Genomic DNA, 14,186 nt, shown 5'->3' on the forward strand with positions numbered 1-14,186 from the left:
GTTTACCTGCCTGTCTTTTAAATCAATGGGTGAAAATCAACGCGTTGGTGTGTTTATCAACGTCCTGTTATTTAGGGCCGAATTCAGCCATGTCTAATTCAACCGCTTGCGCCAGCTGAGTCATGACACCTGGAAAGGCGCTCAACACGCGGTTCCAGCTCGGAATAAAAGGCGTTTCCATTGGGTTTTCTAAATACTGATTACCGGCTTTCATGATGTTGCCTGCAAAGAGCTCTACCGCTTGCTCTTCTGAGTGAACATCAAGTTTAAGTCCATTGATTTCGGCATCGTTACGATACGTTTCAATAAAATCTAGAGCGACTCGGTAATAGGTCGCTTTGATGGTCCGGAATGTTTCTTGGTTGAAAATCGTACCATTGGTGGCCAGTTTGCGAAAGATGGCTTTGGTGATATCGATCGACATTTTAGACAAACCGCCATCGTCATTGTCGGCTGATAAGTCTTGGTGTTTGTGGTCGTAAATGTCAGCGATATCGACCTGACACAAACGGTTGGTTGAATAGTTGCGGTACATTTCACTTAACACGCCAATTTCCAAGCCCCAATCGCTAGGAATGCGTAAGTCTGTCATGACATCGCGACGGAAAGAAAACTCCCCTGCCAGTGGATAGCGATAGCTGTCTAGATAATCTAAATAGTCTAAATGACCAAAGACTTTTTTTAATGAATACAATAATGGGGTGACCAATAATCGACTGACGCGGCCGTTCATTTTCCCATTCGCCGCGCGAGCATAAAAGCCTTTGCAGAATTCGTAGTTAAAGTTCGGGTTGGCAACAGGGTAAATAAGGCGTGCGAGCAACTCTCTGTCGTAAGTGACAATGTCGCAATCGTGCATGGCGATGGATTCGGCTTTGCCAGCGGCAAGGTTGTAACCCATACAAAACCAGACGTTTCGGCCTTTGCCTGGGTCGGAAGGCGAAAGGTGTTCGCCTTTCAATACGCCATCGATCGCTCTTAATCGTGGACCGTCGTTCCATAACACTTTGTAATTTTGCGGAAGGACACTGAAAAATTCGAGCGCATGGCGATATTGGTCTTCTGTTGCTCTGTCCAATCCAATGATAATCTCAGACAGATACGGCACTTCTTGTAAGTGTTTAATGATATTGGGCATGGCGTCTGTTTCTAATTCAGAATACAGGCAAGGAAGAATCAGAGACATTGGGCGTGTTTTAGAAAATTCACACAGCTCTTTTTCCATTTCTTCTAACGGGCGGTGCGCCAGATTGTGAAGTGTGGTGATGATACCGTTTTGATGAAAGTCGCCCATGATAAATCTCCTAAATATTGTTATAAAAATATGGATGGTTCGTGTTGTTTTCTCTTGTTAGTGTTACAAAATGCCTTGTTTGTTTAAGATCAAATTAATGGACTGTGCCCAGCCTTCTGGGCCATAAGCGTCACTTAGCCAAGCATCGCTTCGATTTGGGATTTCTGGCGGAGCGTGCACTGGTGAACGGATCACCACGGGAATGTCGGCTTGACTTAACATGCCGACGTCGTTTTCGCCGTCGCCCAGTGCCACGGTAATAACGTCTTCATTTTGCTGGGCATACACTTCTTTTAGCCACAGCATGGCGTTTGCCTTGTCGCAGTGCTTGCCCATTAGGTGGGAAAAACGACCGCCTTTTTGAATTTGAACATCAAATTGATCGAGGTGATTGCGGAATGCCGTCAGTGCAAGGTTGGAATCTGTCCACACCATTGGCTCGGTGAATTCTCGTTGCATGGCTTGTTTTGCATTGGTTTCGCTTAAGCCCGTTATGGCCATTAATTCTTGCCATGTCATGTTGCTAAAACGTTTAAAGGTGTAGTTGTCTTGTTGACCGTCGGTGAGTTGGATCAAACGGGCGCGCTTTGGCCCAAACGACTTAAGCCAATAATCACCGCAATCTTCCAGCGTTTCATCGATTGGAAGCGCAAGGTGTTTGGGAATGTAAACGGCGGAGCCATTTTCAACGATAAAAGGGTCTTGGTGATTGAGTTCTTTTCGAAGGGGGATTAACTCACTAAAAGTCTTGCTGGTGTTGATGATGCAAGGAATAGAAAAGGTCTTTAGCGAGAGTAAAGCAGACTGAGCCGCGTCGAAGCGGTAGGTGTGATGGTCAAGTAAGGTGCCATCTAAATCTGTGAATACTAAAAGGCTTGTCATGTAGATTCCATTTTTAGGCCCATCATACGTTGCTGGTGGGCGTTAGTATTAAGCTTGCAAATCTGGTGCCAGTGCGCAAAAGTACGTCTTTCTTAACGAGGTACCAGCCTAAGGTTAACTGGGCTGTAGAACAAATTGATGACAAGTTTGCTACGTTTATATGTCTTTATCCTTCTTGCTTTGTTTGCCTTCGCAGCCAATTCGGTTCTGTGCCGTCTCGCGCTTGCAGACGGCTTAATTGACCCTGCAGACTTTACAATATGGCGCTTATTGAGCGGCGCAGTAACCTTGGCGTTACTCTGTCTATTGAATGGCTGGAAAGGAAAAGACCTGTCGATGAAAGTGATCTGGCAAGAAGGTAGCTGGTTGTCGGCGATGTCATTGTTTGTTTACGCTTTGGGATTTTCTTATGCCTACGTCACATTGGAAACGGGCATGGGAGCCTTGATACTTTTTGGCGCTGTTCAGCTTACATTGGTCGTGATGGCAGTGAGGGCAGGTCAACAACTGATTTGGTTGGAATGGCTAGGATTGACCATAGCCTTTGCAGGCTTTGTTTATTTGGTACTGCCGACCTTGTCATCGCCTTCTTTATTGGGCTTTGTGTTAATGACACTAGCGGGCGTGGCGTGGGGCTTGTACACATGGAGAGGCAAAATCTCGGCTAAGCCTTTGTTTGCAACCACGTCTAACTTCGTGCGAACCATTCCGTTGTTACTGATGGCGTTGCTTATTATTCATTTCTATAACGATGAACCACAGAGCGCACAACGTGAAGGCATTTTTCTGGCCGTCACTTCCGGCGCCATTATGTCTGGGTTAGGTTATGCCATCTGGTACGCCGTTCTGCCTTATCTTAGTGCTTCTATAGCGGCTGTTTTACAGCTCTTGGTTCCCATCATCGCCACCGTTGGAGGCGTTATTTTTGCCAATGAATCCATCACTTTACATCTTATAATTGCAACGTTAAGCGTTCTGGGTGGCGTGTTACTCGTTATTATGGCAAGAAAACGAGCCTCTAAAAACGCCTAGTTTTGGTGCGCTTTTGTCTTGGCGCGCCATAATCGACTAATTTATTGAGTGATATTTGGTCGTTTTTGCCCGACAACATAAACATTCCCTCCCCTTATGTCTTTCAAGGGGAGGGCTAGGGAGGGGGTGTCACTTTGGCTCTTGGGGTTAGCCTTACTCCACATCAACCTGAATAAGTTATTGATTTAACATTTTTTGTAGGTCACGGCTTTAGCCCGACAACGTAATTATTCCCTCCCCTTATGTCTTTCAAGGGGAGGGCGAGGGAGGGGTTATTACTTTGGCTCTTCAGGGCTTTGATCCTGATTTCCGCTGGAGATGCGAGCAAACCAAACACCACCGCTCGACACTGCCGTTTGACCTCGCTCTTAGTGTTTGTCTTGTTCATATCAATCACCTCATTTAGCCCGACAACGTAAACATTCCCTCCCCTTATGTCTTTCAAGGGGAGGGCTAGGGAGGGGGTGTCACTTTGGCTCTTGGGGTTAGCCTTACTCCACATCAACCTGAATAAGTTATTGATTTAACATTTTTTGTAGGTGGGGCTTTGATTCCGACTTTCGCTGGAGATGTGAGCAAACCAAACACCACCGCTCGACACTGCCGTTTGACCTCGCTCTTAGTGTTTGTCTTGTTCATATCAATCACCTCATTTAGCCCGACAACGTAAACATTCCCTCCCCTTATGTCGTTCAAGGGGAGGGCGGGGGAGGGGCTATTACTTTGGCTCTTCGGGGCGATGATTCCTCCCCTTATATCTTCCAAGGGGAGGGCGAGGGAGGGGTTATTACTTTGTCTCTTCGGGGCTTTGACTCAGGCTTTCGCTGGAGATGCGAGCAAGCCAAACACCATCGCTCGACACTGTCGCTTGACCTCGCTCTTGGTGTTCGCCTTGTTCATATCAATCACCTCATTTAGCCCGACAACGTAATTATTCCCTCCCCTTATGTCTTTCAAGGGGAGGGCTAGGGAGGGGTTATTACTTTGGCTCCTCGGGGTTTTGACCCTGATTTCCGCTGGAGATGCGAGCAAGCCAAACACCACCGTTCGACACTGCCGTTTGACCTCGCTCTTGGTATTTGTCTTACTCCACATCAACCACCCTATTGAAAGGTAGGTAGCGGCTTTAGCCCGACAACGTAATATTTAGTTAGGCATAAATACATTGCCTTGAAAACAGATCAGGTCATAAAGTCTGATGGAATCGCTTGCCTTGCTGGTCAAATCACGCTACAAAAGAGCAAATAAAGAACCAACATAGCGGTTACCAAAGACCATCTGAAGCGGCATCGTCCAAACAGGCTTTGGTGTTTAGCGAGTTATATAACAGGGAAGTCCTATCATGAAAAAAGCAAATCCCCTATATAGACAACGCTGCCGGTAAACAGTGGGTTATAGCCGAAACTACACTGCTGTATAACCCTTAATTGTTATGTATATGGAGATCTAAGTGAATAAGAAGGAAGCCGAAGAACTAAGTGTTCTATTAATGCAAGTTTCAGGAAAGCTCGACCAAAGCGTGCGTTTCGTTATGGATAAGGATACAAAAGAAAATTTTGAATCTTATAGATCAAATGCAGGGAAAGTTATGGGAGAAATTTTCTTAGAGATGCTACAGCCTTTATGGGAACGTTATCCTGAGCTTAGGCCAAAAGAAATGGATGGAATCTACGAGGTAAATCCTCAAATACACGAACCACATTTTTATAAACCAGATGAAAATTCATAACAAGCAAATGAAAAATCGCCTTAATTTTCATCTGACCCCAAAAGATATGCATTTTTGCGCGTTTGTACTGGCAGCAAGTCAGAAAGTCTTTTAGTATCAATCAACAACATAAAACCCAGCCCATATAACGCGCTGTGAATAAATGTGTAAACCCGCATGCTCGGATTTCCAATTAACCATCCTGTGGAAAAATTTAAAAAGTGCCATAGAATCAATTTTTTATAGGGATTTATATGGAAATTAAAAACAGTGTAGATGCGCATGCGCACTATTAAAATGTTAGCTTCTTAAGCGTTTCATCATAGAATGGAGTCAATATGAACGATTTTACACCACCCCCATTAACTGATGAGGACGTAATTTTAAACTCTAAATTAGAGCACTTATACAACCATGAGTTTAGTGATGGACGATTTTTTCAAGTTATATTCTCCGATGAAGATGAAACTCATATAAAATTAGCGGCAAGAACTTGTCTTAAGGTTGTTTACCTCAAAGAAAAAGATGATATTGAGGGGTTTGAAATAATTAAAGTTGTTTCAAATAAAGAAAAAGAACGGGTAAAATTATCTAAATTTAATTTGGAACAACTAACTTGCTTCTTAGAGTTTATCAAAGAGCTAAACTTCAAAGATGTTACTAAACGTCGTATATCTTTGGCTGATGATGAATTAAGTGTTTTAGATTCTGAAACTAAAGCCAAGATAGCTACACTTCTATCAGGAGAGGACGGTAGTGATGTAGTGTACGAATTATTGGATAATGGCTTAATTACCAATCAAGATCTTGTAAATACAGGCTATAGAAAACATCAATTAGAAGTATTTGATTCACTACTAAATAGAAACGGTTTAGCTTATTATAAAATTCAAATAGGTAAACCAAATACAAAAGATGAAACAGCTTGGCAGCATTTTTTTCAAGCCAACGAGTGGATCTTTGGTTACGGTTTAGATTATAGGTTCCAAGGAATTCTCCAGAAAGAATTTCATGCATCAACATCTAATGCAGCAGGTAAAGAAGAGGTTATTGCTGACTTTCTTTTAGGTGATAAAAAATTCACTACATTTGTTGAATTAAAATTACCCAATACTGAGCTTTTCAATAAGTCTAAAAATAGATCTAATTGTTGGAGCCTGTCTAACTGCTTAATAGATGCTTTTTCACAGATCCTAGAACAAAAAGCTAGTGGTCAAATTAAAATTGAAACTAGTAAGGAGTTTATTGGTGACAATTACGAAGAAATAACGCAACATTCATACGATTCAAAAACTATTTTATTAATGGGCTCGTGGTCTCAAATTGATAATGATCCCACTGGTATCAAGCGGATTAAAGAGAAAACCTTAGAGTTATTTCGCAGAGATTCTAGAAACGTAGAGTTAGTCACTTATGATGAGCTTTATGAAAGAGCAAGATTTATTGTTCATAACGAGAACCATTCAAAACGAAGCTAACAAGCTGTTAAAAAAGGACAAAAAACAGTTGGCTTTTGCTCCTTCGTCGCTAATTTTAGCCAACTATTTTTTGCCTGTTAACAGGGCGTTATATTTACAAGGAAGTATCGAGTTGAATATCAAAGATCAAATTACAGAAAAATTAAATAAAGCAAAACAATGGATTGCTAATACTAAAAAAAAGTATCTAAATTTTTTCTATGCGTTAATTTTTTCTTACATAGCATTGTTTTTTACTATTTACTTACAGTTCCCTAAATCCCTAGTACTGATTGTACTTATATTGACTTTAATAATTCCTTTTGCAATGGTTCTTATGATTCTTACAGAAAACTATATTTACCAAACATTAAAGAAAAGCATGTGGGGAAAAGGCGTTTTATCTGTAATTGTCGCCGTATATAGTGCTTTGGCATATATTTGGGCGTCAGGTGAGGTGAACAGTATATTCTTAGAAGCACCAGGGATTTTCCCATGGACTATAACAATTCTTACAGTAGTTCACTTTTTTAAAAATGTAGTTATTGGTGTTATGGGTAGCTACTTCATATTTCTTTTACTTTATGTAAGTATCTGGGTAGTCGATGCTTTGATCCTCAGTTACACGAATTTACTAGATTTTACTAAAAGAGCTTTGTCAGGAATACTTCTTATTATTGGTGTAGGTTTAACTATCGGATCTGCAAGTTTTGTTACACTACAAAGTAATATATTGGCAAGTAACGTAGCTGTATATGCGGACTTTAATCTACATCACACTTGCCAAGGGGATAATTTTTCAAATATTGACGGCGTAGTGTTTTTACCTCAAGGAAAGGTATTGATTGCAAAGCCTTTAAAGCCAATAGGTTGGTCCTTTGAAAAAGTGCAATGTGTAATGTAAATATAACAAGTCATTTCAGCAGGACAAAAAACAGCTGGTTTTTGCTCGTGCCTCGCTTATTTTAACCAGCTATTTTATTGCCTCTGAACGCGACGTTACCCTCACAGGAAAACCCAATGACCAAGGCTGTCACAGACCGTTTCGCTGAGTACCCAGAAAACGTTCGTATTCGTTTAGAAGAGTTGCGAGGTTTGGTTTTTCTGGTTGCTTCTGACTTGGCGTTGGGCGAGGTGGAAGAGTCTTTAAAATGGGGTGAACCCAGTTACAGTGTTACAACAGGTAGTCCGATCAGGATGGATTGGAAGCTAAAATCTCCTAATGATTACGGCCTTTTCTTCCATTGCCAAACCAAGTTAGTCGATACATTCCGCGAATTGTATGGCGAAGTGTTGGATTTTCAGGGAAACAGGGCCATCGTTTTGTCATTGTCTAAGCCATTGCCCGAAGCCGCTGTAAAGCACTGTATCGAGTTGGCGTTAACCTATCAACAACGGAAAAATTTGCCCTTGCTTGGCTGTTAAACAAAACGACAAAGCATAAAAAAACGGACGCCATTTTATGGTGTCCGTTTTTTATTGTGAGATCTATAAATGATTACGCTTCTGGGAAGTACTCAGACAAGGCAACATACGCGGTGGTAAAGGCGCCTTCTTGAAATGCGCGTAAGCCCGTTGCTTTGAATGGAATCGGCATTGGGTTGTGCTGCAATATCTCTTTGGATTTTGCGCCGCTGAACAAGTCAACTTGAACCGTATCGATCAATTGAATCGCGGCTTCGATTTTAAAGCCGACAGAACCGCCAGCAAATTTGCCTTTTGTTGGGCGTTCACGAATGGCCACTTTTTTGACCTTGTAGTCTTCAAACAGCTTTTTAAGCAGAAACTGGAATTTACGCACGCTTTCTGTGTCGGTGGAATTGCTCAACGTGTGGCGTATTTGGCGACAGTCGGTGATTTGGAAAAGTCCGTCTTCTTTAGACAGAAGGCACAGAATAACTTCGCTGCCTTTGATTTCGATACCGCAAGTAATCATAAATAGATCCTGAATAGGGTGGTTTCGCGCATTATGGCACAGTTAATGGCGATCTTGCAGAGTAAAAAATACTGGTTGAGTGAGATGAAACGAGTCAGATCTAAGGCGAAAGTAATTGCTTGTGGTGGATTACACTCTTTTGGTTTTGCTGACTCTTATTTTTGATAGGGATATTGTACTATTTCAAGATATTATTTTGTTAATTTTCAAAACACGACATTTTCTACTGCAAAAGTATAAAAATATACTTTTTATCGTGAAGGTGTTTATTTTAACTCTGACTAACGTAGGCTGCATAAAATGACCGCTTCATCGCCAATGGGTATTCCTCGCCCCCAGGTGAAAACTCTAGACGAAATCCTTCCACACGAACCTTTATTGATGATGGGAGCCGGACCTGTGCCGATTCCTGAGCGAGTGGCCAAAGCCAACTCGATTGTCATTAATCATTTGGGTGGTGTTATGGCACAGGTCATTGATCAAGTGAAATCAATGGCGCGTTATGTGTTCCAAACAGAATCTAAATGGGTACTGGGTGTAGCGGGACCGGCCTCGGCCGCGATGGAGATGGCGGTTGCGAATTTACTGCAACCGGGCGAGCGAATTTTATGCATCAACAATGGTTTCTTTAGTCATCGCATGGCAGAAATGGCGATTCGAGTGGGGGCAGATGTGCACGAATTGCACGTTGGTGTTCATGAGGCCGCAGACCCAGAGCGTGTTCGCAAAGCCATTGAAGAAACGCGTCCTAAAGTACTGACATTGGTACAAGGTGAAACGTCGAATACTGTGTTTAATCACACGTTGGAAGACATCACCAAAATCGCAAAATCCTATGGCTGTTTAGTGGTGGTGGACGCGGTTTGTACGCTGAGTACCATGCCATTGAAAATGGATGAGTGGCAAGTGGACGTTGTGATTACGGGCGGGCAAAAAGGCTTGTCGTCGATTCCTGGCGTGTCGTTGTTGGTGTTTTCAAACGAAGCGTGGGCCGCGGTTAAAAGCCGTACTCAACCGACGGCGCAATGGTGTTTTGATGCACAACTGGCAGAAAACTTCTGGCACAAAGATGGCTATCATTATACAGCACCGGTTTCTGGCATCATGGCGTTGCATGAGGCGTTAAAGTTGGTTTGTGATGAAACATTGGAAAATCGTTTTGCGCGCCATTTACGTTGCTCTAAAGCGTTGCAATCAGGCATAGAAGGAATGGGGCTGTCGCTCTTTATTCCACCGGCGTCTCGGTTAAACTCGGTTGTCGGTATTAATATTCCTGAAGGGCTAACGGCGGGTCAAATTTGTCGTCATATATCCGATGTGTATCGAGTTGAGATTGCGGGTTCATTTGGTCAGCCGATTGTTCGTATCGGACAAATGGGTGAGCAATGCCGTGAACATAACTTGTTCCGTACTTTACATGCCTTTGGCAGCACTATGCGCGACTTGGGCGTGAAAGTGGATCAACCCAACGGTATGGCGGAAATGGAGTCTTATTTGCAGCGTGTGCCTCGTACGCTTTATCAAGTGGCGTAACTTAACGGCTTAAATGCTTTTAACACATAAGACAATGATTAAATGCCCTCGGTTTTCTTTGAATCCAAGGGTATTTTTTTGTTTTTTAAATTTAGGCGTGGCATCAAGCTCGCAAAAAGAGCCCCTGCTGTAATCAACAAACACGCGATGATCTGTCCTGTGCTGAGTTGGGCGTCGGTAAACAGTCCAAGCCAGGCGGTAGAAAGCGCTGGCGCGGTATAAGACAGCACGCCGAGCAAAGACAAATTGCCTTTCTTAACGCCAAAATCCCAACAGAAAAACGCCACACCGACAGGGCCAAGCCCTAATCCGAGAATGGCAATCCATGTGGTTAATGGAAACGACCATTGTGGTGTTTCGAGCGCAAGATGCGATGCGCCTGCTAATAAAGTGGTCATGATGCAATACCAAAGTACCGCACTGGAAGGAACTGCTTGGAAGCGTCGATTAGCCACCGAATAACTCGACCAAATGAAGGCGCAGGCGAAGGCCGCAGCGTATCCAGTCCAATGAAGGTTTGAGCTGTCGATATCAATACTTTGTCCTTTCGATTGCAGCATGATGCCTGTTCCCAAAAAGGCAATCATCGCGCCAACTAAATGCGTCCAAGAGAGCGTGTTTCCCTTCGCCATTCCCGCCATTAAGACAATCAATAAAGGCCAAAGGTAAGCGATAAGGCCAGCTTCTACCGGTGGCGCATGTTGAAACGCGTAAAAGTAACAGAAGTGGTAAAAATAAAACCCCAAGCCCCCCATGAGAATCGCGCGTATTGGCGTTTTTTTCCAAGACGTTCTGAGCTCGCCCTTGATGAGATACACCAAAAAAAACAAAAGGCTGGCGACACCAAAAGTGAGTGTCAAAAGCAGTAGGGGGGGCACAAGACTCGCTTGTGTTGTGAAAAGGGCAAGGACGCTCCATAGAAAAATAGCCATTGTGCCAATCAGTGTGGCTTGCGGATTATTTACAGTCATCTTGTTGTTTCCTAAAAGCTGTTCTAGTCTGTTTAAGCGCCAGAGTACCTTGCTGGGTGATGAAAAACATTGTCAAAAATGCGTGACTTTCTTTGTCAGAAAGACGTGATTGATGAATGGAAATTGATCAGTTTAATGAGGTTAACGGCTTTTTTTATCGCAAATAAGTAAGAAAAGTTGACGGTGACAGGGTAGTGACAGGTTTGACAGGTAAGGTCTAGCGACTCAAGTTTACTGAAATTCTTTATTTCAGAGCTTGATTGGCTAACAACAAAAAAAATAATCAAGCAGGAGATAACCATGCTTAAAACCATTTCTTTGAAGTCTGTTCTTATTTCAAGTGCCGCAGCACTAACTATTGCTGGACAGGCTTACGCCTTCGAACCAGCTCGCAGTGCAGAATGTATCGCACCAGCTAACCCAGGCGGTGGTTGGGATTTTACTTGCCGTAGCGTAGGTAAAGTATTGGTAGATCAAAAATATTTCTCAGGTAACGTTCAAACTGTCAACATGCCAGGCGCTGGTGGCGGTGTTGCTTTTGCTCACACCGTGAGTAAACGTGACAGTGACGATAGCTTATTGGTTGCGGCTAGTACGGCAACAACGACTCGTCTAGCGCAAGGCCAATTCCCAGGTATGAATTCTGACCAAGTTAAATGGGTTGGTACATTGGGCGCTGACTACGGCATCATCGCGGTAGGCAAAGATTCAAAATACACGTCTCTTACTCAAGTGATCGAAGCCCTTAAGAAAGACCCAGGCGCGGTTAAATTCGCCGGTGGTAGTGCTTCTGGTGGTTGGGATCATTTGAAAGTATTGATGACAGCACAAAAAGCCCACGTTGAAAAATTGCCAAAAATTCGTTACCTAGCGTTCAGCGGTGGTTCTGAAGCATTGGTTCAAGTTGTTGGCGGTCACGTAGATGCGTTTACTGGTGACATTTCTGAAGTGAAAGGTTTCATGGATTCTGGTGATCTACGCGTTCTAGCGGTTCTTTCTGAACAGCGCCTACCAGCACCATTTGATTCCATTCCAACAGCAATGGAACAAGGTATCGATTCTGTCGCACCTAACTGGCGTGGATTTTACGTACCAGGTAATGCAAGTGCCGATTCTTACGATTGGTGGGTAAAAACAATGAATGAGTTGTACACAACTCAAGAATGGAAAGACATCATGACTAAAAATGGTTTAATGCCATTCCACAAGTCTGGTGCTGACTTCACTCAATTCGTTAAGAACCAAACACTTGATATCAAAATCTTGTCTCAAGATATCGGTCTAATTAAATAACCTCAGACCGCTTTTTGGAGGGGACATTTGTTCTAAAACAGTGCCCCTCCTGTTTTCGATTTACTTCACCCTTATGATTCACTGACACGGAGCAGAGACATGCGTATTAACGATCGTGTGTTTGGCATGCTGATGCTGATCCTTGCCGTAGTATATGGCTGGGAAGCAACAAAATTCCCCATTCCTTTTGGCGGGCACGAAAGTGTCGGACCTGAAACTTTTCCTATTATGCTTTCTCTCATTTTAGGCATTAGTTCTATTTATTTGATTGTTCGCCCCGATCCAGACGAGAAATGGGCGCCAGTTGCGATGTTGATTGAACTAAGTGTTGTTGTTCTTTCGATGCTGGCTTTTGCATGGGCGATTGAACCGCTTGGTTTCATGCCTGCAGCGGCATTGGTTGTTAGCTTTTTAAGTTGGCGTATGGGAGCAAGCATTGCGAAGAGTCTTATCACCGGTGTGACAAGTTCTGTTGTGATCTTCTTCCTTTTCAATAATGTGCTAGAACTAGCACTGCCTCTAGGTCTATTGGAGTTTTAATATGGATACTATGAGCTTGTTAATGCAAGGCTTTTCGGTCGCGTTAACGCCGGAAAGTATTATGTTTGCGGTTATCGGTGCTATTTTAGGTACCCTAATCGGCGCTCTGCCAGGTCTTGGCCCTGCAAACGGTGTGGCTATATTGATTCCCTTGGCATTCAGCCTTGGTTTGTCGCCAACTTCTTCTCTAATTCTATTAACGTCTGTGTATGCAGGCGCTATGTACGGCGGTCGTATTTCCTCTATCCTGTTGAACATTCCAGGTGACGAGCCTGCCATGATGACCTGTTTAGATGGTTATCCAATGGCATTGAAAGGAAAGGCGGCAGAAGCCTTAGCCATTTCTGCGATTGCTTCTTTCATTGGTAGTTTGATTGCAACCATTGGCCTAGTAATTTTGGCTCCGATTTTGGCGAAATTTGCACTGAAATTTGGTCCTGCTGAATACTTCGCCTTGTTTGCACTTGCTTTCGCTACCTTGGGCGGTATTACAGGCAAAAACCAATTTAAAACATTAATGGCCGCTGCGATTGGTCTGATGATCGCGACAGTGGGTATCGATATTTCAACGGGCGTACAACGTTTTACGTACAACACGCTTGAATTGTTTGAAGGTGTCGATTTCATTATTGCGATAGTGGGTTTATTTGCCATCAGTGAATTGTTGTTCTTTTTAGAACGTCACGCAGGTGACGGTCTTAAACAAGTAGCCATTAATAAACTGAAACTAACGCCAAAAGACATTATTAAAGTGCTTCCTGCGTCTTTCCGTGGTGCCGTATTGGGTTTCGTTGCTGGTGTATTGCCAGGCGCGGGTGCTTCTTTGGGTAGCTTTATTAGTTACACATTGGAAAAACGTGTATCGGATAAAGATGGCACATTTGGTAAAGGCGACCCACGTGGTGTTGCCGCGCCGGAAGCGGGTAACAACGGTGCGGCGTCTGGTGCGCTTGTTCCAATGTTAACGCTGGGTGTACCAGGAAGTGGTACAACTGCAGTGCTATTGGCAATGTTGATCTCGTTGAATATCTCTCCGGGTCCAATGCTGTTCCAACAGAACGCTGATTTAGTATGGGGTGTTATTGCAGCGATGTTCGTTGGTAACTTGGTCTTGTTGCTTTTGAACATTCCAATGGTTGGTATCTTCGTTAAATTGCTGAGCATTCCACCAAAATACTTAATGCCAGTGGTGACTTTGATTGCTTCGGTTGGCATTTATTCTGTCAGCCACAGTGCATTGGATTTGTACTTCATGGTTGGTTTTGGTGTGTTGGGTTATATCTTCCGTAAGATCGATATTCCATTAGTGCCTATCATTTTGGGTATGTTGCTTGGGCCAGAAATGGAGAAAAGTCTTCGTCACGCATTGGTACTTTCTGATGGTGATTGGATGGCTCTTTTCAACAGTGGATTGAGCATAGGCCTTTGGTCTGTCGCTGTTCTTGGTTTGGTTCTACCTGTCATTGTTGGCCCGATTGTTCGCGCTAAGATGAGAAAATCAAAAGAAGCTGTTAAAGACGTTTAAGCCCTGCAATACTAC

13 protein-coding genes are annotated in these 14,186 nt (G+C 43.3%); 9 read left to right on the forward strand and 4 right to left on the reverse strand.

Annotated elements, in window-relative coordinates:
• Positions 1-67: 67 nt before the first annotated feature.
• On the reverse strand, positions 68-1,294 hold the full coding sequence (locus D104_RS22400; protein WP_024022891.1) for a glycosyltransferase family protein: 1,227 nt from the start codon (positions 1,292-1,294) through the stop codon (positions 68-70).
• 63 nt (positions 1,295-1,357) lie between these two features.
• Positions 1,358-2,176, reverse strand: a complete 819-nt coding sequence (locus D104_RS22405) for an HAD-IIB family hydrolase (protein ID WP_024022892.1) — start codon at positions 2,174-2,176, stop codon at positions 1,358-1,360.
• Between the two features lie 138 nt (positions 2,177-2,314).
• Between D104_RS22405 and D104_RS22410 the strand changes: the two genes are divergently transcribed.
• The 5 genes from D104_RS22410 to D104_RS22445 all read left to right on the forward strand — a co-directional run bounded on the left by D104_RS22410 (position 2,315) and on the right by D104_RS22445 (position 7,798).
• On the forward strand, positions 2,315-3,208 hold the full coding sequence (locus D104_RS22410) for a DMT family transporter (RefSeq protein WP_024022893.1): 894 nt from the start codon (positions 2,315-2,317) through the stop codon (positions 3,206-3,208).
• 1,450 nt (positions 3,209-4,658) lie between these two features.
• A complete protein-coding gene (locus D104_RS22430) occupies positions 4,659-4,937 on the forward strand; it encodes a hypothetical protein (protein ID WP_024022897.1) in 279 nt (92 codons plus the stop codon).
• Between the two features lie 317 nt (positions 4,938-5,254).
• Positions 5,255-6,394, forward strand: a complete 1,140-nt coding sequence (locus tag D104_RS22435; RefSeq protein ID WP_024022899.1) for a Shedu anti-phage system protein SduA domain-containing protein — start codon at positions 5,255-5,257, stop codon at positions 6,392-6,394.
• Positions 6,342-7,277, forward strand: a complete 936-nt coding sequence (locus tag D104_RS22440; RefSeq protein WP_024022900.1) for a hypothetical protein — start codon at positions 6,342-6,344, stop codon at positions 7,275-7,277. The genes D104_RS22435 and D104_RS22440 overlap by 53 nt, the downstream gene beginning before the upstream one ends.
• Before the next feature lie 116 nt (positions 7,278-7,393).
• Complete coding sequence (locus tag D104_RS22445) at positions 7,394-7,798, forward strand: DUF1801 domain-containing protein (RefSeq protein ID WP_024022901.1); 405 nt, start codon at positions 7,394-7,396, stop codon at positions 7,796-7,798.
• A gap of 73 nt (positions 7,799-7,871) precedes the next feature.
• Here D104_RS22445 and D104_RS22450 read toward each other — a convergent pair whose 3' ends face one another.
• Entirely contained in the window at positions 7,872-8,309 is a 438-nt protein-coding gene (locus D104_RS22450) for a DUF3010 family protein (protein ID WP_024022902.1), read from the reverse strand.
• 300 nt (positions 8,310-8,609) lie between these two features.
• Between D104_RS22450 and D104_RS22460 the strand changes: the two genes are divergently transcribed.
• Complete coding sequence (locus D104_RS22460; RefSeq protein WP_024022904.1) at positions 8,610-9,842, forward strand: pyridoxal-phosphate-dependent aminotransferase family protein; 1,233 nt, start codon at positions 8,610-8,612, stop codon at positions 9,840-9,842.
• Between the two features lie 38 nt (positions 9,843-9,880).
• On the opposite strand, the gene yddG is transcribed toward D104_RS22460, so the two are convergent.
• Positions 9,881-10,813: an aromatic amino acid exporter YddG gene (gene yddG, locus D104_RS22465; RefSeq protein ID WP_024022905.1), complete on the reverse strand. Its 933-nt coding sequence runs from the start codon at positions 10,811-10,813 to the stop codon at positions 9,881-9,883.
• Positions 10,814-11,113: 300 nt separating this feature from the next.
• Between yddG and D104_RS22475 the strand changes: the two genes are divergently transcribed.
• The 3 genes from D104_RS22475 to D104_RS22485 all read left to right on the forward strand — a co-directional run bounded on the left by D104_RS22475 (position 11,114) and on the right by D104_RS22485 (position 14,171).
• A complete protein-coding gene (locus D104_RS22475; RefSeq protein ID WP_024022907.1) occupies positions 11,114-12,106 on the forward strand; it encodes a Bug family tripartite tricarboxylate transporter substrate binding protein in 993 nt (330 codons plus the stop codon).
• Between the two features lie 99 nt (positions 12,107-12,205).
• Positions 12,206-12,646: a tripartite tricarboxylate transporter TctB family protein gene (locus D104_RS22480; RefSeq protein WP_024022908.1), complete on the forward strand. Its 441-nt coding sequence runs from the start codon at positions 12,206-12,208 to the stop codon at positions 12,644-12,646.
• A gap of 1 nt (position 12,647) precedes the next feature.
• Positions 12,648-14,171 carry a tripartite tricarboxylate transporter permease gene (locus tag D104_RS22485; RefSeq protein ID WP_024022909.1) on the forward strand — a complete coding sequence of 508 codons (1,524 nt, stop codon included), beginning with the start codon at positions 12,648-12,650 and terminating at the stop codon, positions 14,169-14,171.
• The last annotated feature ends 15 nt before the right edge of the window (positions 14,172-14,186 follow it).

Origin of the sequence: Marinomonas profundimaris (assembly GCF_000508165.1) — a bacterium.
Classification (GTDB): domain Bacteria; phylum Pseudomonadota; class Gammaproteobacteria; order Pseudomonadales; family Marinomonadaceae; genus Marinomonas; species Marinomonas profundimaris.

What these genes read in the sequence shown, in the direction of transcription:
- D104_RS22480 (WP_024022908.1), top strand. Translation starts at nt 12,206, where the DNA reads ATGCGTATTAACGATCGTGTGTTTGGCATGCTGATGCTGATCCTTGCC.
- D104_RS22435 (WP_024022899.1), top strand. Translation starts at nt 5,255, where the DNA reads ATGAACGATTTTACACCACCCCCATTAACTGATGAGGACGTAATTTTA.
- D104_RS22445 (WP_024022901.1), top strand. Translation starts at nt 7,394, where the DNA reads ATGACCAAGGCTGTCACAGACCGTTTCGCTGAGTACCCAGAAAACGTT.
- D104_RS22405 (WP_024022892.1), bottom strand. Translation starts at nt 2,176, where the DNA reads ATGACAAGCCTTTTAGTATTCACAGATTTAGATGGCACCTTACTTGAC.
- D104_RS22400 (WP_024022891.1), bottom strand. Translation starts at nt 1,294, where the DNA reads ATGGGCGACTTTCATCAAAACGGTATCATCACCACACTTCACAATCTG.
- yddG (WP_024022905.1), bottom strand. Translation starts at nt 10,813, where the DNA reads ATGACTGTAAATAATCCGCAAGCCACACTGATTGGCACAATGGCTATT.
- D104_RS22450 (WP_024022902.1), bottom strand. Translation starts at nt 8,309, where the DNA reads ATGATTACTTGCGGTATCGAAATCAAAGGCAGCGAAGTTATTCTGTGC.
- D104_RS22440 (WP_024022900.1), top strand. Translation starts at nt 6,342, where the DNA reads ATGAAAGAGCAAGATTTATTGTTCATAACGAGAACCATTCAAAACGAA.
- D104_RS22410 (WP_024022893.1), top strand. Translation starts at nt 2,315, where the DNA reads ATGACAAGTTTGCTACGTTTATATGTCTTTATCCTTCTTGCTTTGTTT.
- D104_RS22475 (WP_024022907.1), top strand. Translation starts at nt 11,114, where the DNA reads ATGCTTAAAACCATTTCTTTGAAGTCTGTTCTTATTTCAAGTGCCGCA.
- D104_RS22485 (WP_024022909.1), top strand. Translation starts at nt 12,648, where the DNA reads ATGGATACTATGAGCTTGTTAATGCAAGGCTTTTCGGTCGCGTTAACG.
- D104_RS22460 (WP_024022904.1), top strand. Translation starts at nt 8,610, where the DNA reads ATGACCGCTTCATCGCCAATGGGTATTCCTCGCCCCCAGGTGAAAACT.